This is a genomic window from Mycobacteriales bacterium, assembly GCA_035995165.1.
GTDB lineage: Bacteria > Actinomycetota > Actinomycetes > Mycobacteriales > CADCTP01 > CADCTP01.
In genome coordinates this window covers 14,874-37,784 of record DASYKU010000160.1, presented here as the reverse complement: position 1 = coordinate 37,784, position 22,911 = coordinate 14,874, and the positions used below count along the sequence as shown (strand labels likewise).

The following is a 22,911-nucleotide window of genomic DNA, read 5'->3' as shown; positions in this document are numbered from 1 at the left end:
GGCCTCCAGCGGTCGCGACGTCGGCCATAGTGGCACAGGTCTCCAGGGATTCAGTAGGGACGCCCGACCCAGGGCCCGCCCGGTGCGAACCCTCCCTGCAGACGCGTGAGCCTCCATCATCGTTTCCCCGCGGGGCAGGTTTCCTCACCTAATTCGAGGGGTGAGCACACAGCCACGCGGAGGATTGGGAGGGGTGAGCACGCCCACCCCTTCCTCACCACGGACGAGACCCAGGTTGGGTTCCGAGCGCGGCGCCGGCCGTCCCGCTCAGCCGCCGCCGCAGCCCAGGCTGAGGACCCGGCCGCGGTCCGGTGCGCCGGCCGGCAGGCTCAGCAGCAGGGCCTCGGCCTCCCCGGCCTCCGGGGCGCCGATGGCGGTGAACAGGGCGAAGGCGTCCCGCCAGGACCGGGCCGCGGCGCCGGGCTCGCCGGCGGCGTACCGGGCCCGGCCGAGCAGCAGCGCGGTGCCGGCCTCGCCGTGCCGGTGGCCGGTGGCCCGGTGCAGGTCGAGCGCGCGGGCGCCCACCGTCAGCGCCGCGTCCAGGTCGCCGGCGACCAGCCGGGCGTCCAGCAGGACGGTACGGGCCTGCGCGGCGACCACCCGGAAGCCGGCGGAGTCGGCGCCGGCGGCGGCGTGCTCGGCCAGCGCGACGGCCTGGTCGAGGTGGCCGAGGCGCAGGTGGCACGAGGCGAGACCGGCGAGCGCCGTCACCTCGGCGTAGCGGGTGCCGGTGTCACGGGCCAACCGCAGCGCCCGCTCGTGGTCGGCGGCGGCCGCGGCGGGCCGGCCCAGCCGGTGCAGGACGGTGCCGCGGGTGTTCAGCGCGTTGGTCTCGACCGGGCGGTGGCCGGTGTCGGCGGCGAGCGCCACGGCCTCGGTGGCGAGCGCCAGCGCGCGGGCGTGCTCGCCGCGGTCCCGCCGTACCGCGGCCAGGGCTCGCAGGGTCTCGGCCTCCGCGCCCCGGTCGCCGACCTCCCGATGCAGTGCCAGTGCCGAGCTGAGGTGCTCGTCCGCGGCGTCGATCCGGCCCAGCAGGTGGCACGCCTCGCCGAGGTTGGCCCGGTTCACCGCCTCGTTCTGGCGCGAGCCCATCTCGTGGTGCAGGCCCATCGCGCGGGCCTGGTGCTCGGCCGCCCGCTCCAGGTCCCCCTGCAGCCAGTAGACGAGGCCGAGGTTGCCGAGGGCCACGGCCGAGCTCGCCGGCCGCCCGACGCGCATCGCCAGGTCGACCCGCTGCTGCCAGCAGCCGGCCGCCTCCGCGAGCCGGCCCAGCCACAGGTACGCGGTCCCGAGGTTCGACAGCACGATCCCCTCACCCTCGGACCAGCCGCCGGCCCGGGCGAGCGCGGCGGCCCGGCCGTAGTGCTCGATCGCCGGTCCGTACCGGCCCTGCTGGCGGTGCAGGTCGGCCAGGCACAGCTCGGCCGCGGCCCGGCCGGCCGGAACCGCCGCGGCGCTGGCGGCGGCGCGGGCGGCCTCGGCGACGGCGAGCCACTCCAGCGGGCACATCCGCAGCCAGAAGTACCCCCGCAGCGAATCGGCCAGCAGCCAGGCGGACTCCCACGTCGCCGGGCGTCCGGCGGCCAGTTCGGCGGCCGCGACCAGACCGGCCCGTTCCTGGTCGAGCCAGGCCAGCGCGTCGGCCTCGGTTCCGAAGCAGGATCTCGCCGGCCCCGGGACCGGCAGGCGGGACCGCTGCGGGTGCAGCGTGCGGGCGGCCGCGTCGGCTCCGGCGAGATACCAGCGCACCAGCCGGCAGATCGCCCCCGGGCGCTCCGCCGCCTCGACCCGCTCGGCCGCGTACAGCCGGAGCAGGTCGTGGAACGCGAACCGGCCGGGCGCCGTACGGATCAGCAGGTGGGCGTCGGCGAGCAGGTCCAGCTGCGGCTGCACCGGCCCGGCGCCGGCCAGCGCGTGCGCCAGGTCGGCGCCGAAGTCGGGTCCCGGGACGAGACCCAGCAGCCGGAACAGCCGCGCCGCGGCCGCGGGCAGGGCCGCGTACGACAGGTCGAACGCGATCCGGACGGCCAGCTGGTCGTCGCCGTCGACGGTGAGCTTGCCCAGCCGGTCGTCGGCGGCCAGCTCGGCCACGTACCCGGCGACGGCCTGCGCGGGGTGCAGGGTGAGGTTGGCCGCGGCTATCCGCAGGGCCAGCGGCAGGAACCCGCACAGCCGGGCCAGCTCGGCCGTGGCGTCCGGGTCGGCGCCGGCCCGCCGGCGGCCCAGCATCCGGGTGAGCAGCGCGGTCGCCTCGGCCGGCGCCAGCAGGCCGAGCGCGAGGTGGGCCGCGCCGTCCCGGGCGACCAGGCCGCCGAGCCCGTACCGGCTGGTGACGATCGCGGCACTACCGGGGCTGCCGGGCAGCAGCGGCCGTACCTGCTCGGCCGTCCGGGCGTCGTCGAGCACCACCAGCATCCGCCGCCCGGCGAGCATCGTCCGGTACAACGCGGCCGCCCGCTCCACGTCGAGGGGAACCTGGTCGGCCGGGACGCCGAGAGCCGGAAGGAGCCCGGCCAGCGCCGCGGCCGGCGTCATCGGCGCCCCCGACGTGTGCCCGCGCAGGGTCACGTAGAGCTGGCCGTCGGCGAACCGATCCCGCCGGCGGTGGGCCCAGTGCACGGCGAGCGCGGTCTTTCCGACGCCGGCCGGCCCGGCGACCACGGCGAGGCCCACCGAGTCGGCGGCGGCGAGCGCCGTGTCGAGCAGGTCCAGATCGCCGGTCCGGCCGGTGAACGCGGACGTCGCCGCCGGGAGCTGCGCCGGGACCAGCGCCGGGACCAGCGCCGGGAGCTGCGCCGGGACCTGCGCCGGGACCTGCGCCGGGACCTGCGCCGGGACCTGCGCCGGGACCACGGCCGGCCGCGGCCCAGCCGGCGCCGGGTCCGTCCCGCGCGACCCGGACGGCTCGCCGACCTCGCGCCAGTACGCCGCCAGGGCGTCCTCGCCGGCCAGCATGGCGTGCTCCACCTGCCGCGGCAGCGCGCTGGGTTCGATCCCGAGCTGGTCGACCAGGGCGGCCCGCAGCCGCCGGAACGCCGCGAGCGCCTCCGCCTGCCGGCCGGCGCCGTACAGGGCCAGCATCAGCTGGGCCCACAGCCGCTCGCGCAGCGGCTGCTCCCGGACCAGGACCGCGAGCTCGGCCGCCAGCTCGGCGAACCGCCCGAGCCGCAGGTCGAGGTCCACCCGTCGTTCCAGCACGGTCTGCCGTTGCTCGTCCAGCCGGGTCGCCGCCGTCCGGCACGCGTCCAGCGGCAGGTCGTGCAGGGCCGGGCCGCGCCACAGCGCCAGCGCCGTCCGCAGCGTGGCCGCCGCCTCGGCCGGGTCGGGCGCGTGGTCCGCCGACCGGGCGAGCTCCTCGAACCGGTCCGTGTCCAGCTCGCCCGGCGCGACCCGCAGCAGGTATCCCGGGGCGCGGGTCACCAGCCGCTGTTCACCGGGACCGGCCGGCAGCGCCCGGCGCAGCCCCGCCACACAGCCGTGCAGCAGGGTCCGCGCCGTCGCCGGCGGGTCCTCGCCCCACAGATCGCCGACCAGGCGGTCCTGCGAGACCACCCGGTTGGCCTCCAGCAGCAACAGGGCGAGCAGGCCGCGCTGCTGGGGACCGCCCAGCGCGACCGGCCGGTCGGCCGCGGCCACCTCCAGCGGTCCGAGGACCCCGAATCGGATCGGGGTGGACACGACAGGCACAGCGGACCTCCACGGGCGACGAGTCCCTGCGTGAAGGAGCCGCGTCCGCGTCGCCGAGATACACCGGGATCACGGTCCTGCCCATCGGTTGCCCACCGGTCCGCCGCACTGTCGCCACGTCGCCGGGGTCGACCCCGCACGGCTCCGGCGGCGTTCAGCGGGCACCGGCCGCCCCGGTTGTACTGAGCCGGCCGGCCAGGAACGCCCGCTCGGCCGCGTTCGTGGCCAGCTCCAGCGCCCGCTCGTACGCCCCGCGTGCCTCCTCCGGACGGCCCAGCCGGGTCAGCAGGTCGGCCCGGGCCGCGTGGAAGAGGTGGTACGAGCCCAGCTCCAGCCGGTCGATCTCGGCCAGGCCGGCCGCCGGCCCGCGCAGCTCGGCGACCGCGACGGCCCGGTTCAGCGCGACCACGGCGGTCGGCGCGACCGCGGTCAGCTGGTCGTAGAGGGCCAGGACCTGGGACCAGTCGGTGTCCGCGGCGGCGGCCGCGTCCGAGTGCACGGCCGCGATCGCCGCCTGGATCTGGTACGGCCCGGGCCGGTTGCGGCGCAGGCAGGCCCGCACCAGCGCCTGTCCCTCCGCGATCAGGGCCTGGTCCCAGACCCGGCGGTCCTGGTCCGGCAGCAGCACCAGGGAGCCGTCCGGGGCGGTCCGGGCCGGCCGTCGCGACTCGGTCAGCAGCAGCAGCGCCAGCAGCCCGGTCACCTCGGCCTCGTCCGGCATCAGCGCGGCCAGCTCGCGGGTGAGCCGGATCGCCTCGGCGCAGAGCTCGGCCCGGACGAGGTCGTCGCCGGTGCTGGCCGCGTAGCCCTCGTTGAAGACGAGGTAGAGCACCGCGAGGACCGGCGGCAGCCGGCGCGGCAGCTCGGCCCCGGTCGGGATCCGGTACGGGATCCCGGCGTCCTTGATCTTCCGCTTGGCCCGCACGATCCGCTGCGCCATCGTCGCCTCCGGGACCAGGAAGGCCCGGGCGATCTCCGGCGTCTCCAGCCCGCCCAGCAGCCGCAGGGTGAGCGCGACCTGGGCGGCCGGCGCCAGCGCCGGGTGGCAGCAGGTGAAGATCAGCCGGAGCTGGTCGTCGCGCACGGGTCCCACCTCCTGCGGCTCGTCGGGCCGGTGCAGCAGCGCGGCCTGGGCGTGCTTGTCCTCGCGGGCCGTCTCCCGGCGCAGCCGGTCGATGGCACGGTTGCGGGCGGTGGTGGTGATCCAGGCGCCGGGGTTCGGCGGCAGGCCGGTGGCCGGCCACCTCTCGATCGCCACCGCGAAGGCGTCCTGCACCGCCTCCTCGGCGAGGTCGATGTCGCCGAGGACGCGGACCAGGGTGGCCACGCACCGGCCGTACTCCTGCCGGTAGACGCGGGCCACCCCGTCCGGGCTGGTCATCAGGATTCGGGCTCTTCCTGGAACGGCCGGACCTCGACGGGGGACCGGCAGGCCCTGGTGGCCTTCTCGGCCCAGGCCAGCGCCTCGTCCAGGTTCTCGGCCCGGATCACCCAGAAGCCGCCGAGCTGCTCCTTGGTCTCCACGAACGGGCCGTCGGTCAGCATGACCTGGCCCCGCTCGACCCGGACGACGGTCGCGTCGGACGGCTCCATCAGCCCGCCGCCGAAGACCCAGGCGCCGGTCTCGACCAACTCCTTGTTCACCTTGTCGACGTCGACGAACATCTGCTCCATCACGTCGGCGGGCGGCGGGTCCTCGTGGGTCCCGTGCACCGCGAGCATGTACTGCTTCATCGTGTCCTCCTCGTACGAACGGGTCAGGGTCGGACGGAACAAGCTAGCCGAACCGGCTGGCTCAGCCGGCTAGCTCAGCCGGCGCGCGACCGCCGGGACGATGATCGCGGCCGCGACGACGTGGGTGACCATCAGGACGACGACCGAGGCGGCGTCGGTACGCAGTACGAACGGCGCGGCCAGCGACAGCACGGTCAGCGTGACCGCGATGCGCACGAACGTCCGGCGCGGGCGGGCGGCCCAGCGGCGCAGCGCGGCCGCGAGCACGAGGCCCGGCAGCGCCAGCATGGCGGTCATGACGGCGAAGCCGGCCGGCGGGATCGCCTCGCCGGCGCTGACGAAGCCGACGCCGGCCGCGCGGGCGACCAGGGCGATCGCGACGGTGGCGACGGCCGCGGCGGCGACCGCGACGAGACCGGGGACGACCAGCGCCGGGCGGGTCGCAGTGGTGGTGGCCGGGGTGGTGAGCGTGGCGGTCATCGGATCCTCCGGGTGAGCGGTGACCGGCCTGCGTGCCGGTCTGTCACCAGGGCTACGAACGCCCCCGGCCCGGATCGACACCTGGCCCAGAAGTTTTTCCGGACCCGGCGCCATTTCCTGCCACCGGCCGCAATGGCCGGCCATGACCCGCCCGGGCGGCTCCGAGCAGCACGAGGTCGCGCTGATCGAGGCGCGGATGCCGGACCTCGACCTGTGCCGGGCCACCGACCCCCTGCTGCGGCACCTGGCCGCGACCGGGCAGTGCCGCTGGCACATGATCGACGACCCGGACTCACCGCGGCCGGCATCCGCCCGGCCGGCAACTCCGTCACGCCGGCCGGCTCCGATCGGACCGCTTTGACAGTATTGGGCCTCGCGGCCGTCGAGAACCGGGAGACCGAAGTGCGGATCGGAGCATGACCGGGGTCGACGCGGGCCTGTTCTCGCCGGTCCGCGCGGGCACCGAGGTCGAGGGGCTCACCTCGGACGAGGCCTTCCTGCAGGCGATGCTGGACGCGGAGGCGGCGCTGGCCCGGGCCCAGGCCCGGCTCGGCCTGGTCCCGTCCGATGCGGCGAAGGTGATCACCGACCTGGCCCGGGTCGGCAACGTCGACCTGGTCGCGATCGCGCACGAGGCCCGGGACGGCGCCAACCCGGTCGTGCCGCTGGTGCCGGCGCTGACCGCCGCGGTACGCGCGGCCGACCCGATCGCGGCCGGGTATGTCCACAAAGGATCGACCAGCCAGGACATCCTCGACACCGGGCTGATGCTGCTGTCCTCCCGGGCGCTGCGGGTGATCCTGCGCGACCTCGAGGCGACCGCCGCGGCGCTGGGCCGGCTGGCCGCCGCGCACCGGGACACCCCCGCGGTCGGCCGGACCCTGACCCAGCACGCGGTCCCGATCACCTTCGGCCTCAAGGCCGTCGGCTGGTACGAGCTGGTGTCGGTGGCCGCGGACCGGGTCCGGGCGCTGCTGGCCACGCTGCCGGTCTCGCTCGGCGGCGCGGCCGGGACGCTGGCGGCGTACATCGAGCACGCCCGGCTGCACGACCCGTCGACCGAGCCGGCCGCGTTCGCCGACGGGCTGGTCACCGCGTTCGCGGCCGAGACCGGGCTGGCCGAGCAGGTGCTGCCCTGGCACACGCTGCGGGTGCCGGTCGCGGACCTCGGCGCGACGCTGGCGCTGGTGACCGGGGCGCTCGGGAAGTTCGCGCTGGACGTGCGGAACCTGTCCCGGACCGAGGTCGGCGAGGTGGCCGAGCCGGCCGCGCCCGGGCGGGGCGGGTCCTCGGCCATGCCGCACAAGCGCAACCCCGTGCTGGCCACGCTGATCCTCTCGGCCGGTTTGCAGGTGCCGCTGCAGGCGGCCGTACTGGCCCAGTGCCTGGTCGCCGAGGATGAGCGGCCGGCCGGGGCCTGGCACGCGGAGTGGGCGCCACTGCAGACCTGCCTGCGGCTGGCCGGCGGGGCGGCCGAGACGGCGGCCGAGCTGGCCGGCGGGCTGGTCGTGTTCCCGGACCGGCTCCGGGCCAACCTGGACCTGACCGGCAGCCTGGTGGTGTCCGAGCGGATCGCGGCGGTGCTCGCGGCGGCGCTGGGCAAGGCCGAGGCGAAGGCGGTCATCGGCGCGGCGTCGGCGACCGCGAACGAGAGCCGCCGCTCCCTCGGCGACGTCCTCAAGGAGTCCGCCGAGGTGACGGCGCACCTCTCCGCCGCCGAGATGGACGCCCTCCTCGACCCGCTCGAATACCTCGGCGCCGCCGCCCACCTGGTCGACCGCACCCTCGCCCGCCGCCCCCCACCCCCTGACCCCCGCCCCACCGGCGCCTGCCGTGCTCCGGCGCGGCCCGGGCGGCGGCCCTGGTCCGGCGCGACCGGGCCTGCTCGGTCCTGAGCGGCGCGGCCGCGGCGGACGGCCTCTCGCCGCGCGGACGGCGCGGGGTCGGCTCCGCGGAGCGGACGGTGCGGGGTTGCTCCGCGGGGCGGACGGTGCGGGGTCGGCTCCGCGGGGCGGACGGTGCGAGTCGGCTCCGCCGGGCGGCGGTGCGGGCACGGCTCCGCCGGGGCGGGGCCGCTCAGGGCGCCAGGGAGGCCAGGATCGTGGCGGCGGGGGCGGCCCGGGCCAAGAGAAATGCCTGGCCGGCCCAGAGGTTGATCCCGCCGGCGTCGCCGGCCTTCGCCGCCGCCGCCCGCAGCGGCCGGGTGACGTGGTTGATGGCCGGGTAGCCGGCCGGCGCGTCCGCGTGCTCGTCCAGGAACCGGTTGCGGATCCCGCGCGCCCACCGCCCGGAGAACGCCCGGGTCAGCGTCGTCGTCGCGGCCGGGTCGCCCAGCGCGGCCCGGTGCGGCGCCGACGTCCCGGCCTCGTCCGCGAGCAGGAACGCCGTCCCGCACTGGGCCGCGACCGCGCCGGCCGCCAGCACGGCCCGGACCCCGGCCGCGGTCATGATCCCGCCGGCCGCGATCAGCGGCAGGTCGACCGCGGCCCGGACCAGCCCGAGCAGCGACAGCAGCCCGAGGTCCCCGGGCGCGTCGGCGAACGTGCCGCGGTGCCCGCCCGCCTCCACCCCCTGCACGCAGAGCACGTCCGCCCCGGCCCCGGCCGCGAGCCGCGCCTCCGGCACGGACGTCACCGTCACCGTCGTGAGGATCCCGGCCGAACGCAGCCGCTCGAGCGAGACCGCGTCCGGGCAGCCGAACGTGAAGCTCACGACGGGCACCCGTGACGCCACCAGCAGGTCGAGCTTGGCCGCCCAGTGGTCGTCGTCGTCGCGCGGCTCGCCCAGCGGCACGCCGTACCGCGCCGCCTCGGGCGCGAGCGAGGCGACGTACCGGTCCACCGCGGCCCGGTCGACCGGCGGCCCGCCGGGGACGAACACGTTCACCCCGAACGGCCGGCCGGTCTCCTTCCGGACCGCGGCGATCTCCTCACCCACCCGCTCCGGCGTCTTGTAGCCGGCCGCGAGGAACCCGAGCCCGCCGGCGCCGCTCACCGCCGCGGTCAGCGCCGGGGTCGACGGGTCGCCCGCCATCGGAGCCTGCAGGACCGGGTACGTCAGCGCGGGGAGGGTCACCGCCCGACCGTAACCGGGGGCGAGGTTCCCACGAGCCTGAGCAACCCGGCCATCGCCACCGAGCTGTCGATCAGGCACGAGACCGTGCGCAACTACGTCAGCGGCATCTTCGCAAGCTGCAGGTCGCGGACCGGGCCCAGGCCATCATCCGGGCCCGCGAGGCCGGCCTGCACCGCTGGGTCGTCCGGGGTCCGGCCGGCGCGTCGGGCAGCCGTCACCTGCCCTTCACCCGGCGGAGGCGTACGGGACAGCCTGGGCCTCGACGCTCCAGACGCGAACCCCGCGCACGGCGAAGGAGCGGAATGGACCAGCACCACGGCCCGCACAGTCATGACCACGGCCACGACCACGATCACAGCCACGACGGCCCGCTGCCACCGCACCTCGACCCCACGGTCGCGGACGGCGAGCTGTCCCCGGCCGAGCTCGACCGCCGGACGTTCCTGCGCCGCGCCGGCCTGGCCGGTGCCGGGGTCGCGGCGACCGCCGCGCTGGCCGGTGCCGGTGCCGGTGCCGGCGTCGCCGCCGCGGCTCCCGGCCCGAGCCGGGACGGCGGTTCCCGCAGCGGCGGCTACCTCTGGCTGTCCGGCGACCACCACATCCACACCCAGTACAGCCCCGACGCCCAGTACCGGGTCATCGACCAGGTCAGCCACGCCAGCCAGAACGGCCTGGACTGGATGGTCATCACCGACCACGGCAGCGTCGCGCACGCCAAGTTCGGCGTGGAGAAGGTCAACCCGGACATCCGCCGGGCCCGCGTCGCCCACCCCGACACGCTGGTCTTCCAGGGCTTCGAGTGGAACATCCCGGCGGCCGAGCACGCGACCGTCTTCGTCGCCCCCGGCTCGAACGAGGTGACGGTCCTCAAGCAGTTCGAGAACGCGTACGACGGCGTGGTGCGCAACGCCGGCCCGAGCACCCCGGCCAACGAGGCGCTCGCCATCGCCGGCCTCGGTTTCCTGGACCGGGCCGTCCGGACCCGCCAGATCGGCGACGCGCTCATGCTGGCCAACCACCCGGCCCGCAAGGGGATCGACTCGCCGCACGAGATCCGCAACTGGCGGGACACCGCGCCGGCCATCGCGATCGGCATGGAGGGCGCGCCCGGCCACCAGGCCGCCGGCATCCCGGCCCCGGCCGGCCCGGGCGGCGGCCGCGGCGAGTACGACTTCTCGCCGTCGGCCGACTCGTTCCCGGGCTACCCGCCCGAGTCGTACCGGACCTTCGGCGGGTTCGACTGGATGACCTCGACCGTGGGCGGGCTCTGGGACAGCCTGCTGGCCGAGGGCAAGACCTGGTGGGTCACCTCGAACTCCGACTCCCACATGGTCTACGCCGACTGGGCCAAGAACCCGGTCGGCAACGTCACCAGCGCGCCCTGGGACGCGGCCGGTGACACCTTCGACAACGTCGGCCGGTACGGCGACCCGATCTACGCCGGCGGCATCCAGACCGGGAACGCCGACTTCTGGCCGGGCTACTACAGCAGCACGCACGTCGGCGCGATCTCGCGGGACTACCGCGCGGTCATGGCCGGGATGCGGGCCGGCCGGATCTGGGTCACCCACGGCAACCTCATCCGCGGCCTCGAGGTCCGGGTCCGGGCCACCGGCGGCGACCGCGACGGGGTCACCCTGGGTGGCCGGCTCAAGGTCCGCCGCGGCGCCACCGTCGAGGTCAGCATCAAGGTCACGATGGCGGGCACGCCGAACTTCGCCCAGTTCGTGCCGACCCTGGCCCGGGTCGACATGATCACCGGCGACGTCACCGGCGCGACCCCCGACCGGGACACGTTCAGCACCCCGCGGACCAAGGTCGCCCGGTCCTGGGACGTGAACAGGAGCGCCGGCTCGGTCGTGCTGACGCACACCTTCCGCAACGTCAGGGACCCGTTCTACCTGCGGCTGCGCGGCACCGACGGCGAGCAGCTGGCACCCGGCATCCTCGGCGCGGGCGTGGACCCGTCCGGGCCGGCCATCGACGTGGTCGGCGACGCGGACCCGTGGGCCGACCTCTGGTTCTACTCCAACCCGATCTGGGTGCTGCCCCCCACCTCGGGGCACTGATGATCACACCACCGGTTTCTTGGTCGTCTCGCCGGTCGGCCAGCGCCGTCCTCGGGGTCGACGCCGGCTCCCGGACCGCCGCCGAGGCCGAGCACCTGCTGCTCGGCCTGGTGGCGGACCTCGGCGCCGGCCCCGGGGCGGTGCTCTGCACGCACGCGGTGCGGCAGGGCACCCCCCACTACGCCGGGACCCTCACCCTGCCCGCGCCGGTCGTCCTGCCCGACGTCCCCGGCGCGGGCCTGGCGCTGCTCGGCGCCGGTCCGGACCCGGTCGGCGCGGACGAGCCCGCGGTCGGCACCGTGCCCGGGCACCGGCCGGTCGCGGCCGGCGTCCTGACCGCGGGCGACCCGGCCCTGGCCCGGACCGCGCTGTCGGCCGCGACCGACCGGGCCGCCGGCGCCGACGGCCGGGCCGTCCGGTTCCCGGGCGTCGAGCTGCTCACCGGCACCGTGCCGGTCCAGGACGTGCTGGACCGCACCGCGGTCGAGGAGGTCCGGGTGCTGGCCGGCGGGACGCTCCCGCCGGACGCGCTGCTGCACACCCGGGACTTCTGCCGGCCGATCTACCAGGACGGCAGGCTGGTCCTGCTGGTGCTCCCGGCCGGCCCGCACGCGGTCGCCCCGTTCGAGGTGCCCAACCCGACCCCGTGCTGCGCGGTGCACGCCTGAGGCCGGGGCCGCCGGCGGCCGGGGGCGGTGCACGCCTGCGGCCAGGGCTGCCGGCGGCCGGGGGCGGTGCACGCCTGCGGCCGGGGCCGCCGGCGGCCGGGGGGCGGCGCACGCCTGCGGCCGGGGCCGCCGGCGGCCGGCGGGTGGGGCACGCCTGAGGCCGGGGCCGCCGGCGGCCGGTGGGCGGCGCACGCCTGCGGCCGGGGCCGCCGGCGGCCGGGGGGCGGGGCACGCCTGCGGCCGGGGCCGCCGGCGGCCGGGGGGTGGGGCACGCCTGAGGCCGGGGCCGCCGGCGGCCGGTGGGCGGCGCACGCCTGCGGCCGGGGCCCCGCCGGCGGACAGCGGTGCACGCCTGGGACCGCCCCGGCGGCGGGCGGTCAGGAAGGCGGGATAGCGTGGCCCGGTGACCCAGTGGGATCTCGAGGTGCTGGCCACCGAGCTGCGCCGGCACAGCGGAGACCTCTCGCTGTACGCGGGATTTCTGCTCACCACCCTGTCCGAGGCCCTGCCGCCGGAGATGGTCGAGGTCGAGCGCAGGAGCAGCCTGTTCGGGAAGCTGCGCGGGGCGGAGGCGCCGGTCGTCGCGGTGACCGTACGGCTGGCCGACCAGGGCTTCACGCTGCGCCGGGAGGCGGTCGGCAAGCCCGCGCTGGCGACCGTCCGGCACACCTCCGGCGGGATCGCGCTGCGGACCGAGACCGTCGGCGTGGACGAGTGGTCCCGCCGCCTCGCCGCCGCCCTGGGGACGTACGCGGAACGCAACGCGGCCGCGGCCGCGGCGCTCGCCCGGTTCACGCTGCCCGGGTCGCCATGAGCGCGTTCACCAGCAACCTGACGGTCGCCGAGCACCACGCGATCCGCAGCGTCGGCTTCAGCCCGGTCGGGCAGGTGCTCGGCAGCTGCGTCTACTCGATCGGCTACACCGGCACCTGGAACTGCGGCGCCCGGTACGGCTACGGGGGCTACGGCGGCGGCATCGCCGGCCCGATGTACGGGATGGGGGCCCGCACGGTCGAGGCGACCGGCCTGCGCGACTCGCTCCTGCAGGCCCGCAACACCGCGATGCAGCGGATGCGGGAGGAGGCGATGCGGGTGCACGGCGACGGCGTGGTCGCGGTCCGCCTGACGGTGGCCCCGTTCGAGGGCGCCGGGCTGGAGTTCCGGGCCATCGGCACCGCCGTGCGGGCCGACGGGCCGGTCCGCCCGAAGCTCCCGTTCACCTCGGACCTGTCGGGGCAGGAGTTCGCGAACCTGATCACCGCGGGCTGGGTCCCGGCCGGGCTGGTGCTCGGCCTGGCCGTGATGGTCCGGCACGACGACTGGCAGACCCGCTACCAGAACTCGAGCTGGACCAACCAGGAGGTGACCGGCTACACCGAGCTCGTCACCCAGGCCCGGGCCGCCGCGCGGTCGCACCTGGCCCACGACTGCGCCCGCTACGGTGAGGGCGCCACCGCCGTCCTCCACGACTTCTCGCTGGAGGTCGGCGAGCGGTCCTGCAACGTCGGCAACTCCGAGGGCCGTGACCACCTCGCCGAGGCGATGGTCATCGGCACCGCGATCGTCCCGTTCCGGCACCGCGGCGGCAACGCCCCGGTCGCCCCACTGCCCGTGCTCCGACTCTCCGGGAGGAACCCGTGACCGATCCCGCCGCCGCCGGGCTGCCGCAGGACGCGATGACGCGGCTGGCCGAGCTGCAGCCGGGCCGGCCCGGCAGCATCTTCACCTCCGACCTCACGGTCAACGAGTTCATGCTCGTCCGGCAGGCCGGCTTCCGCCCGCTCGGGCTGGTGCTGGGCACCTCGATCTACCACGTCGGGCTGCAGGTCGGCCGGTGGAGCAAGAACCAGGAGATGGACACGCTGTCCCAGGCGATGTATCACGCCCGAGAGCTGGCCATGACCCGGATGGAGGCCGAGGCCGACGTCCTGGGCGCGGACGGGATCGTCGCGGTCCGGCTCGCGGTCGAGCTCAAGGAGTGGGGTTCGGACATCGCCGAGTTCCTCGCGGTCGGCACCGCGGTGAAGTCCGAGTCCGGCGGCAACTGGCGCAACAACCGCAACCAGCCCTTCACCTCGGACCTGTCCGGGCAGGACTTCTGGACCCTGCTGCAGACCGGCTACATGCCGCTGGGCATGGTCATGGGCACCTGCGTCTACCACATCGCGCACCGCTCGCTCGGCAACGTGCTGTCCAACGTCGGCCAGAACACCGAGCTGCCCCAGTTCACCCAGGCCCTGTACGACGCCCGCGAGCTGGCCATGGAGCGCATGCAGCGGGAGGCGGAGGCGCTGTCCGCCGAGGGCATCGTCGGTGTCCAGCTGTCCCAGCACAACCACACCTGGGGCGGCCACACCACCGAGTTCTTCGCCGTCGGCACCGCGGTCCGGCCCATCCGCCCGGACCACGTCGTCCCCGCCCCCCAACTGGTCCTCGGCCTCGACCGCTGAGCCTCCCCGGGCCCGCGTCAGCGGACGCGCAAACGCCGTCGTGGGTGGGCTTCACGGCGGCCTGAAAAGGCGGGTGCCGGGTGCGACCCCGCCCGGGCGCGGGGAGGGGCGCGACCGAGTCGTGACCTCCGCGGCCGGTTCCGGTCGCACGCCTCTGACCTGCGAAGAAACAGAGAAGCGACGCTTGTCGCGTCCGGCTGAAGATCAAGTCCGATCAAACTTCGTCTTGCGTTACGTCCGGATGGCTCATACGTTGCAAGCGTTCGGCATCTCCGCATTAATTTGGTGCGACCGGGCCGGACGGGCCGTGAGGAGGCTCCGGTGCACATGCGGATCTTCAAGACCAGCCGAACCGCCCGGGCATTGCTCGCCGCGCTCGCCGTAGTGCCGGCAGTGGCAGCGTGTTCCAGCGGCGGTGGCACCCCCGTGATCAACCTGTACGGCGGGGCCAGCGGCGTCGGTTTCGACAAGATCCTGGCCAACTGCAACGCAGCGGCCGGTGGCAAGTACAAGATCGTCGGCAACCTGCTGCCGAGCGACGCGGACGGGCAGCGCGAGCAGTTCGTCCGCCGCCTGGCCGCGCACGATTCCAGCATGGACATCCTCGGGATGGACGTGACCTGGACGGCCGAGTTCGCCCAGGCCGGCTGGATCCGGGAGCTGACCGGCGACCAGAAGACGCAGGCGTCGGCCAACGCGCTCGGGCCGCCGCTGCAGACGGCCGAGTGGGACAGCAAGCTCTACGGGATCCCGCGGACCACCAACGTCCAGCTGATGTGGTACCGGAAGTCCCTGGTGCCGAACCCGCCGAAGACCTGGGACGAGATGATCTCCCAGGCCCAGGCGCTCAAGGCGGCCGGCAAGCCGTACGAGATCGGCTTCACCGGCGCGCAGTACGAGGGCTACGTGGTCGGCTTCAACACGCTGCTCAACTCCTTCGGCGGCAACCTCGTCAACGCCGACGGCACCCAGCCGACGATCGACGCCAAGACCGTGCAGGCGCTGACGCTGCTGAAGAAGTTCGCGACCTCCGGTGTGGAGAGCAAGTCGCTGTCGAACTCGCAGGAGCCCGAGGTCTTCGCCCAGATGCAGCTGGGCCAGGCCGCGTTCATCCTCAACTGGCCGTACGTGCTGTCGGCGATGACGACCGCGGCGGCGACGGACCCGGAGAGCAAGAAGATCCTCGACGACCTGGGCTACGCGCCGTACCCGGCGGTCGTCCCCGGCGAGACCCCGAAGGTCACGCTCGGCGGGATGAACTACGCGATCAGCACGTACAGCAAGCACCCGACCGAGGCCTTCGAGGCCGCGATGTGCATGCGCAACGACACCAACGCGCTGTCCGCCGCGCTCGACAACGGCGACGTGCCGGCGCTGAAGACGGTCTTCGACAGCGACGCGTTCAAGAAGGCGTACCCGATGTACCAGACGCTCATCGACGAGCTGAACGTCGCGGTGCCGCGGCCGAAGACCCCGCTCTACCAGAACATCTCGACGATCGTGTCGACCACCCTGTCGCCACCCTCCTCGATCGACCCGCAGCAGACCGCCGACAAGCTGCGCTCGTCGATCTCTGATGCCCTCGCAGGGAAGGGGATCCTGCCGTGACGACTACTCCGGTCGCCGCTGAGCTCGAGCGGGACGACTACGAGGACGAAGGCGTAGCGATTGCGCGCCAACGGCACAGCGAGGGCCAGAAGGCGGAGCGCAAGCTCGGTCTGATGCTCTGCGCGCCGGCGGCGATCATCATGCTGGCGGTCACCGCGTACCCGATCCTGTACGCGCTCTGGCTGTCGCTGAACCGGGCCGACCTGCGGACGCCGAACGCGAACAAGTTCATCTGGTTCAGCAACTACGTGACCGTGCTGTCCAGCTCGATCTGGTGGCGCGCGGTGGGCGTCACCTCGCTCATCACCGTCGTCAGCGCCACGTTCGAGCTGGTGCTCGGCATGCTGCTGGCGATCGTCATGCACCGCACGATCATCGGGCGCGGCCTGGTCCGGACCTCGGCCCTGGTGCCGTACGCGATCGTGACCGTGGTGGCCGCGTTCTCCTGGCGGTTCGCCTGGACCCAGGACCTCGGCTACCTGGCCGGCGGGAACGCCCCGCTGACCGGCAAGTGGTCCTCGATCTCGATCATCACCCTGGCCGAGATCTGGAAGACCGTGCCGTTCATGGCACTGCTGCTGATGGCCGGCCTGGCCCTGGTGCCGGAAGACCTGCTCAAGGCGGCCTCGATGGACGGAGCCTCGCTCTGGCAGCGGTTCTGGCGGATCACGCTGCCGCTGATGAAGCCGGCGATCCTGGTGGCGTTGCTGTTCCGCACGCTCGACGCGTTCCGGATCTTCGACAACATCTTCATCCTGACCGGCGGGTCGAATCAGACAGGATCCGTGTCGATCGTCGCCTACGACAACCTGATCCGCGGTCTCAACCTCGGCATCGGGTCGACGATGGCGGTCCTGATCTTCATCACGATCGCGATCATCGCCTACATCTTCATCAAACTGTTCGGAGCCGCGGCACCTGGTGCCCGTCAGGATGGGGGGCGCTGATCCATGGCGAACATGACAGCGGCGACTCCGGGCCGCAAGGCGGCATGGGGCACCGCGGACCTCGTCGTCCTGCTGTACGCGTTCATCCCGGTCCTGTGGATCATCTCGCTGTCGATCAAGTCGTCGGGCACGCTGAACGACGGCAGCTTCTGGCCGCGGGCCCTGTCCTGGGACAACTACACCGCGATCTTCAAGAACAACGACTTCATCCGCGCGCTGATCAACTCGATCGGCATCTGCGTCATCGCCACGGTCATCGCGCTGATCTTCGGCACCATGGCGGCGTACGCGATCGCCCGGCTGGAGTTCCCGGGCAAGCGGCTGATGATCGGCGTCTCCCTGCTGATCTCGATGTTCCCGCAGATCGCCCTGGTGACGCCGCTGTTCAAGATCGAGACCACGCTGCACCTGTTCAACACCTGGCCCGGGCTGATCATCCCGTACATCACCTTCGCGCTGCCGCTGTCGATCTACGTGCTCTCCGCGTTCTTCCGGGAGATCCCCTGGGAGCTGGAGAAGGCCGCGAAGATGGACGGCGCCACGCCCTACCAGGCGTTCCGCCGGGTCATCACGCCGCTGGCCATGCCGGGCATCTTCACCACCGCGATCCTGGTCTTCATCGCCTGCTGGAACGACTTCCTGTTCGCGATCTCACTGACCTCCACCAACGCCGCCCGCACCGTGCCGGCGGCCATGTCGTACTTCACCGGTGCCACCACGTTCGAGAAGCCCACCGGGCCGATCGCCGCGGCGGCCGTGGTCATCACGATCCCGGTGCTGCTCGTCGTCCTGCTGTTCCAGCGCCGCATCGTCGCCGGGCTCACGTCCGGCGCGGTCAAGGGCTGACTTTTCCTTAACCCGAGGGGAGCTCCAGTGGCCGAGATCGTCCTGGACCACATCGTCAAGCGGTACCCCGACGGCGCGCTCGCCGTCGACGACTTCAACCTGACCATCGCGGACGGGGAGTTCATCATCCTCGTCGGCCCGTCGGGGTGCGGGAAGTCCACGACCCTGAACATGGTGGCCGGCCTGGAGGACATCACCCAGGGCGACCTGATCATCGACGGGCAGGTCGCCAACAACAAGGCGCCCAAGGACCGCGACATCGCAATGGTCTTCCAGTCGTACGCGTTGTATCCGCACATGACCGTCGGCGAGAACATGGGCTTCCCGCTGCAGCTGGCCAAGGTGGACAAGGCCACGATCCAGCAGAAGGTCATGGAGGCGGCCGAGATGCTGGAGCTGACCCAGCACCTGGACCGCAAGCCCTCCAACCTCTCCGGTGGCCAGCGCCAGCGGGTCGCGATGGGGCGGGCGATCGTCCGTAGCCCCAAGGCGTTCCTCATGGACGAGCCACTGTCCAACTTGGACGCCAAGCTCCGCGTGCAGATGCGCACGCAGGTGTCGCGGATCCAGAAGACCCTGGGCACCACGACGCTCTACGTGACCCACGACCAGACCGAGGCCATGACGCTCGGCGACCGGGTCGTGGTCATGCGGGCCGGGCTCATCCAGCAGGTCGGCTCGCCCCAGCACCTCTACGAGAACCCGGCGAACCTGTTCGTGGCCGGCTTCATCGGCAGCCCGTCGATGAACTTCCTGACCGCCACGATCGAGGGCGACGAGGTCGTCAGCGCGCTCGGCCGGGCCACCATGCCCGAGGACGTGAAGCAGGAGGTGCACGGCTCGGCCTCCGGGCGCAACATCATCCTCGGCATCCGGCCCGAGCACTTCGAGGACGCCCGGCTGGTCGGGGACAAGCCCGGCGGCACCTTCACCACCCGCATCGACCTGGTCGAGTCGATGGGCTCGGACGTCTACGCGTACTTCGGGGTGCAGGGCGAGGCCGCGAAGTCCAAGGACCTCGAGGCGCTGGCCAAGGACACCGGCCAGGACATGACCTCCATGGAGACCCAGATCACCGCCCGGCTGGACGCGGCCGCCAAGGTCGCCGCCGACCACGAGGCCACCCTCTGGTACGACACCTCCAAGATGCACGTCTTCGATGCGGAGACCGGGGCCAAGCTCACCGCCGACGAACCGGTGAGCGCCTGACGTATCAAACCGGCCCCTCCCGCCGTCCGATGTGACAGGACGGCGGGGGAGGCCGGAATGAGCACGCGCACGATCGACTACCGGGACCCGGTGCTGGAGCACCGGGGTCCCGCGCTCGCCCTGGCCCCGCTGCGCGGCGCCAAGGCCCGGTCCTGGCTGCGCCGCAAGGCCGTCGGGGCCTGGATGAACGTGCTCATCGCGCTGGCCGCGGGCGCGACCGTCTGCACCGCGGGGTTCCTGGCCCAGCAGCGCTGGCCGGACCCGCAGACCTGGGCCGGCGGCGCGCTGAAGCTGTTCGCCCTGTGGTGCCTGGCGTTCCTGCCCGGCTGGCTCTACGTGCGCTTCCTCGGCACCCGGGCCCGGGCGCTCTGGAACGAGTACGTGCTGACCCTGCACCGGCTCGGCTGCGACCGCCCCTGGCACCTGCCCGAGCCGCCGCCGGGCTCGGACTTCCACGCCCGCTGGGAGGTCGGCCCGCACGGGGCCGGGACCACCATCTACGAGCAGAAGTTCGAGGCGTACTACGGCCGGCAGCCGTCCGAGGCCCAGCAGAGCGACGACTACGTGGTCAGCTCCGAGTCGCTGTTCCCGGTGTTCCTGAGCACCGCGATCCTCGGCGTGGGCTGGTCCGCGGTGCTCTGGGACACCACGTTCCTGACCGCCCCGGACGGCGTCTGGGACGTGCTGAAGTACGCGTTCCTGGGGGCGTACGCGTTCGTGTCCGGGATGCTGGTGCGCCGGTACTTCCAGTCCGACCTGCGGCCCAGCGCGTACGCGTCGGCGGTGTTCCGGATCATCCTGGTGTTGCTGCTGGTCGCCGTCCTGCACCAGGTGCTGCACGCGGTGGCGCCGCAGGCCGGGTCGGCGGAGTTCGCGGTCGCCTTCGTCGTCGGCTTCTTCCCGCTGGTCGGCCTGCAGGTGCTGCAGCGGGTGACGGCCCGGGTGCTGCAGCAGGTCGTGCCGCCGGTCGCCTCCGCGTACCCGCTGGACCACCTCGACGGCCTCAACCTCTGGTACGAGGCCCGGCTGATCGAGGAGGGCGTGGAGAACATGCAGAACCTCACGACCATGAACCTCGTCGACGTCATCCTGCACACCCGGGTCCCGCCGGGCCGGCTGATCGACTGGATCGACCAGGCGTTCCTGCTGCTGCACCTGGGCGCGGACAAGTCCGACGGGGGCGAGGAGACCGGCCGGGCCGAGCTGCGCCGGGTCGGCGTCCGGACCGCGACCGACCTGCTCACGGTGTTCTCGGTCGAGGTGCCGTCAGCGTGCGGGGGCCGCCCGGGCCGGCGCTACCGGCACCCGGCCGGCGTGAGGGAGCTGCCGCTGCCGGCGGACCAGCTGCGGCTGCTGGTCGGCGTGCTCGCGGCCGGGCCCGGGCTGGACGCGGTCTGGAACTGGCAGCGCAACGGACGCACCGACCAGTTCTGCCCCTGACCGGCCCGGGGGCCGGGCCCGGCGCCGTGGGAAGCGGCGTCAGGCCGGGGTGCCGCCGACGGCGACGAAGGCGGCGGCCGCGGCCCGCAGCAGCGGCGGCGCGTCCCGCAGCTCCCGGACGGTCCGGGCCAGCGCGTGCTGCGGCGGAGCCCCGTCCGCCATCGCCGCGTGCAGCCGGGTCATCACCTCGGGCGCGACCGCGTCCGGCACCTTGGCCACGCTCGCGATCACGGTCCGGACGCCGCTGTGCAGCATCGCGACCGGCAGCCCGAGCAGCTCCTCGCCCGGGCCGCCGGCGGCCGCGCTGTCGCAGGCGGACAGGACGACCAGCTCGGGCGGGCGGTCCAGCCGGCCCAGGTCGTAGGCCATCAGCGGCCCGTCGGCCAGCCGCAGCGCGGAGAACAGCGGGCTGTCGGCGCGGACGTCGCCGTGCGCGGCCAGATGCGCGATCCCGGCCCCGTCCATCGCGGCCAGCACCGCGGCGCTGCCGGCGTCGACGCCGGTGAGCACGATCGCGTTCGGCGCGCCCGCGGCCAGCGCCCGGACCTCGGCCTCGGCATGCTCCAGGTCGGGACCGGCGACCAGCACGGTGGGTCCGGGGCGGGCCGGCCGTACGGTCGCCGCGTACCAGGAGGCGAGCGAGGGCGCGAGGCTCACGGTCCGGTCGGCCGCCACCGGCAGCAGCGACCAGGGCAGCACGGCCAGCGGCGCCGGCGGGACCACGACCAGGTCGCGGTCGCCGATCAGGTCGGCCAGCGGGCCGAACAGCAGCCCGTCCAGCCGCTCGGCCGAGCGCAGCGCCTCGGCCAGCGCGGTCGCGCCGCGGGTCGCGGATCCCGGCTGCAGTGCCCGCCGGGTCCACATGCCGAGGAAACCGGCCTCCCAGTCGACCGGCGCCGCCGGCCCGACCGCGCGCAGCACCCGGCGGCGGCCGGCCACCACCACCGCGTGCACGGTGCCGCCGACCACGACCAGGCTGACCAGGGCGGCGCCGCCCAGCGCGCGCTCCAGCCCGGCCGCGTCGGGCAGCGACCAGGGCCGCTCCCCGGACCGGCCCTCCACCCGCAGCGCCCGCCGCCGGACCCGGTCCCGCAGCTCCTCCTCCTGCCGCCGCCGGGCCGCGCTGTCGGGCTGGGCCGCGAGCCGGCGCAGCCCGGCCAGCGCGGTGGCCAGCTCCGGGTCGTCCGGCGGCCGGACCCGCGGCAGCCGCAGCGCCAGCCCGCGGCCGAGCTCGGACCAGCGCAGCACCTGCTCGGCCCGGCCCGTCCCGACCGCGAGGGTCCGGCCCGCCGCCACCAGGTCGGCCGCGTACGAGGAGACGTGGGCGCGCAGCTCCAGCGCGCCCAGCCCGGCCCCGTACGCGTCCAGGACCCGGAAGCCGGCGCCGAGCGCGGCGAACGCCCCGCGCCGGTCGCCGCGGTCCAGCCGCAGCATCGCCTCGGCGTACCAGGCCTGGGAGCGCCCGGACGCCGGTCCGCGGTGGCGGCCGCGGGCGACCCGGCCGAGCAGGTCCCGGGCCTCGGGACCGTCGCCGAGCTCGCGCGCGAGCCGGCCGGCCAGCAGCAGCGCCTGCCCGGCCGGGGCCAGCAACCCCTCCGCCCGCAGGTCGTCCGCGACCGCGGAGGCGGCCCGCAGCAGCCGGCGGCCGCGCTCGCCGGCCGCCCACCGGGCCCGGACGGCGAGGTGGGTGGCCAGCGCGAGCTTGCCGGTCCGGTGCTGCCGGTCGTAGAGGCCGGCCGCCTGCCGGGCCAGCGTCGCGGCCCGGACGTGGTCGCCCGCGGCCAGCGCGGCCTCGGCCGCCACCAGCAGCGCGTCCGCGTACGCGCTGCGCTCGCCCCGGGCGGACAGCTCGGCCGCCAGCCGGTCGGCCGTGACCAGCGCCTCCCGGGCCAGCCCCGCGTCCAGCAGCAGCCGGGCCCGGTCCAGCCGCAGCTCGACCAGCGGCAGGTGCAGCGCGGCGAACTGGCGCTCGGCCTCCTCGAGGTGCCGCAGCGCGGCCGGGATGTCACCGAGCAGGCCCGCGCACCAGCCCCGGTTGTGCCGGTTGCCGGCCGCGTCGGCGAGCTGCCCGAGCGCGGCGAACTGCTGCTCGGCCCGCCGGAAGGCGTCGTCGGCCTCGCCGTACCGGCCGAGCTCGACGCCGGTCAGGCCGAGCACGTTGAGCCCGCGGGCCTCCCAGCGGGACTCGCCGGCCGCCCGCAGCCGGCTCAGCGCGGCCGGCACCCGCTCGGCCGCGGCCGCCGGCCGGCCCAGCAGCCAGAGCACGATCCCGCGCTGGACGTCCAGCTGGGCCAGCTCGATCCCGGTCAGCTCGGCCGCGGCCAGGTCGAGCTGGCGCAGCGACTGCCCGTGCCGGCCGAGGTAGAGCAGCGACACCGCGAGGCTCATCCGGGACTGGCCGGCCTGGTGGGTCAGCCCGGCGTCCTCGGCCGTCCGGACCGCGCGGCGCAGCGCGACCGTGGACTCCCGCGGCTGTTCCAGCGAGCGCAGGGCCAGGCCGAGCGCCTGCTGCGCGACCGAGAGGTCCAGTGGGTCGGCCCGGCGGCGGGCGTCGCGGATGGCGGGACCGGCGAGCTCGACGGCCCGGGCCGGGTCGGCCTGGGCGAGGTCGAACGCGGCTCGGGCGAGCGAGCCGTCCGGTGTATCCGACAGCCCGGCCGACACCTCCCGAGAGTAGTAAAACCATGCAGCAACGACC

General features: G+C 74.7%; 18 protein-coding genes. 12 read left to right on the top strand and 6 right to left on the bottom strand.

From position 1 onward, the window contains the following. Window positions 1-267: 267 nt before the first annotated feature. The 4 genes from VGP36_25980 to VGP36_25965 all read right to left on the bottom strand — a co-directional run bounded on the left by VGP36_25980 (window position 268) and on the right by VGP36_25965 (window position 5,901). On the bottom strand, window positions 268-3,678 hold the full coding sequence (locus VGP36_25980) for a BTAD domain-containing putative transcriptional regulator (GenBank protein HEV7658163.1): 3,411 nt from the start codon (window positions 3,676-3,678) through the stop codon (window positions 268-270). Between the two features lie 163 nt (window positions 3,679-3,841). After that, window positions 3,842-5,068, bottom strand: a complete 1,227-nt coding sequence (locus tag VGP36_25975) for an RNA polymerase sigma factor (GenBank protein HEV7658162.1) — start codon at window positions 5,066-5,068, stop codon at window positions 3,842-3,844. Further along, window positions 5,068-5,421: a YciI family protein gene (locus VGP36_25970; protein ID HEV7658161.1), complete on the bottom strand. Its 354-nt coding sequence runs from the start codon at window positions 5,419-5,421 to the stop codon at window positions 5,068-5,070. The genes VGP36_25975 and VGP36_25970 overlap by 1 nt, the downstream gene beginning before the upstream one ends. 69 nt (window positions 5,422-5,490) lie before the next feature. Beyond that, window positions 5,491-5,901, bottom strand: a complete 411-nt coding sequence (locus tag VGP36_25965) for a DUF6069 family protein (GenBank protein HEV7658160.1) — start codon at window positions 5,899-5,901, stop codon at window positions 5,491-5,493. 142 nt (window positions 5,902-6,043) lie between these two features. Between VGP36_25965 and VGP36_25960 the strand changes: the two genes are divergently transcribed. Continuing rightward, window positions 6,044-6,262 (top strand): hypothetical protein, encoded by a 219-nt coding sequence (locus VGP36_25960; protein ID HEV7658159.1) that lies wholly within the window; start codon window positions 6,044-6,046, stop codon window positions 6,260-6,262. A gap of 55 nt (window positions 6,263-6,317) precedes the next feature. Further along, window positions 6,318-7,796: an adenylosuccinate lyase family protein gene (locus VGP36_25955; GenBank protein ID HEV7658158.1), complete on the top strand. Its 1,479-nt coding sequence runs from the start codon at window positions 6,318-6,320 to the stop codon at window positions 7,794-7,796. A gap of 181 nt (window positions 7,797-7,977) precedes the next feature. On the opposite strand, the gene VGP36_25950 is transcribed toward VGP36_25955, so the two are convergent. Further along, the gene (locus VGP36_25950) at window positions 7,978-8,976 is read right to left on the bottom strand and encodes a nitronate monooxygenase (GenBank protein HEV7658157.1); all 999 of its coding nucleotides are present in this window, start codon (window positions 8,974-8,976) and stop codon (window positions 7,978-7,980) included. A 302-nt stretch (window positions 8,977-9,278) separates the two neighbouring features. Between VGP36_25950 and VGP36_25945 the strand changes: the two genes are divergently transcribed. The 10 genes from VGP36_25945 (at window position 9,279) to VGP36_25900 (ending at window position 20,213) form a co-directional block, all read left to right on the top strand. Beyond that, window positions 9,279-11,045, top strand: coding sequence for a PHP domain-containing protein (locus VGP36_25945; protein HEV7658156.1), 1,767 nt, complete (start codon window positions 9,279-9,281; stop codon window positions 11,043-11,045). Beyond that, window positions 11,045-11,713: a hypothetical protein gene (locus VGP36_25940; protein ID HEV7658155.1), complete on the top strand. Its 669-nt coding sequence runs from the start codon at window positions 11,045-11,047 to the stop codon at window positions 11,711-11,713. The genes VGP36_25945 and VGP36_25940 overlap by 1 nt, the downstream gene beginning before the upstream one ends. A 403-nt stretch (window positions 11,714-12,116) precedes the next feature. After that, the gene (locus tag VGP36_25935; protein HEV7658154.1) at window positions 12,117-12,527 is read left to right on the top strand and encodes a hypothetical protein; all 411 of its coding nucleotides are present in this window, start codon (window positions 12,117-12,119) and stop codon (window positions 12,525-12,527) included. Continuing rightward, the gene (locus VGP36_25930; protein HEV7658153.1) at window positions 12,524-13,354 is read left to right on the top strand and encodes a heavy metal-binding domain-containing protein; all 831 of its coding nucleotides are present in this window, start codon (window positions 12,524-12,526) and stop codon (window positions 13,352-13,354) included. Before VGP36_25935 ends, VGP36_25930 begins: the two co-directional genes overlap by 4 nt. 35 nt (window positions 13,355-13,389) lie before the next feature. After that, window positions 13,390-14,163, top strand: a complete 774-nt coding sequence (locus VGP36_25925; protein HEV7658152.1) for a heavy metal-binding domain-containing protein — start codon at window positions 13,390-13,392, stop codon at window positions 14,161-14,163. A 426-nt stretch (window positions 14,164-14,589) separates the two neighbouring features. Next, window positions 14,590-15,771, top strand: a complete 1,182-nt coding sequence (locus VGP36_25920) for an ABC transporter substrate-binding protein (GenBank protein HEV7658151.1) — start codon at window positions 14,590-14,592, stop codon at window positions 15,769-15,771. Between the two features lie 59 nt (window positions 15,772-15,830). Beyond that, complete coding sequence (locus tag VGP36_25915; GenBank protein HEV7658150.1) at window positions 15,831-16,718, top strand: sugar ABC transporter permease; 888 nt, start codon at window positions 15,831-15,833, stop codon at window positions 16,716-16,718. A gap of 3 nt (window positions 16,719-16,721) precedes the next feature. Beyond that, window positions 16,722-17,564, top strand: coding sequence for a carbohydrate ABC transporter permease (locus VGP36_25910; GenBank protein HEV7658149.1), 843 nt, complete (start codon window positions 16,722-16,724; stop codon window positions 17,562-17,564). A 27-nt stretch (window positions 17,565-17,591) separates the two neighbouring features. Beyond that, entirely contained in the window at window positions 17,592-18,773 is a 1,182-nt protein-coding gene (ugpC, locus tag VGP36_25905; GenBank protein HEV7658148.1) for a sn-glycerol-3-phosphate ABC transporter ATP-binding protein UgpC, read from the top strand. Between the two features lie 57 nt (window positions 18,774-18,830). Then, a complete protein-coding gene (locus VGP36_25900; GenBank protein ID HEV7658147.1) occupies window positions 18,831-20,213 on the top strand; it encodes a hypothetical protein in 1,383 nt (460 codons plus the stop codon). 39 nt (window positions 20,214-20,252) lie between these two features. Here VGP36_25900 and VGP36_25895 read toward each other — a convergent pair whose 3' ends face one another. Beyond that, window positions 20,253-22,877, bottom strand: coding sequence for a CHAT domain-containing protein (locus tag VGP36_25895; protein ID HEV7658146.1), 2,625 nt, complete (start codon window positions 22,875-22,877; stop codon window positions 20,253-20,255). Window positions 22,878-22,911 lie beyond the last annotated feature (34 nt).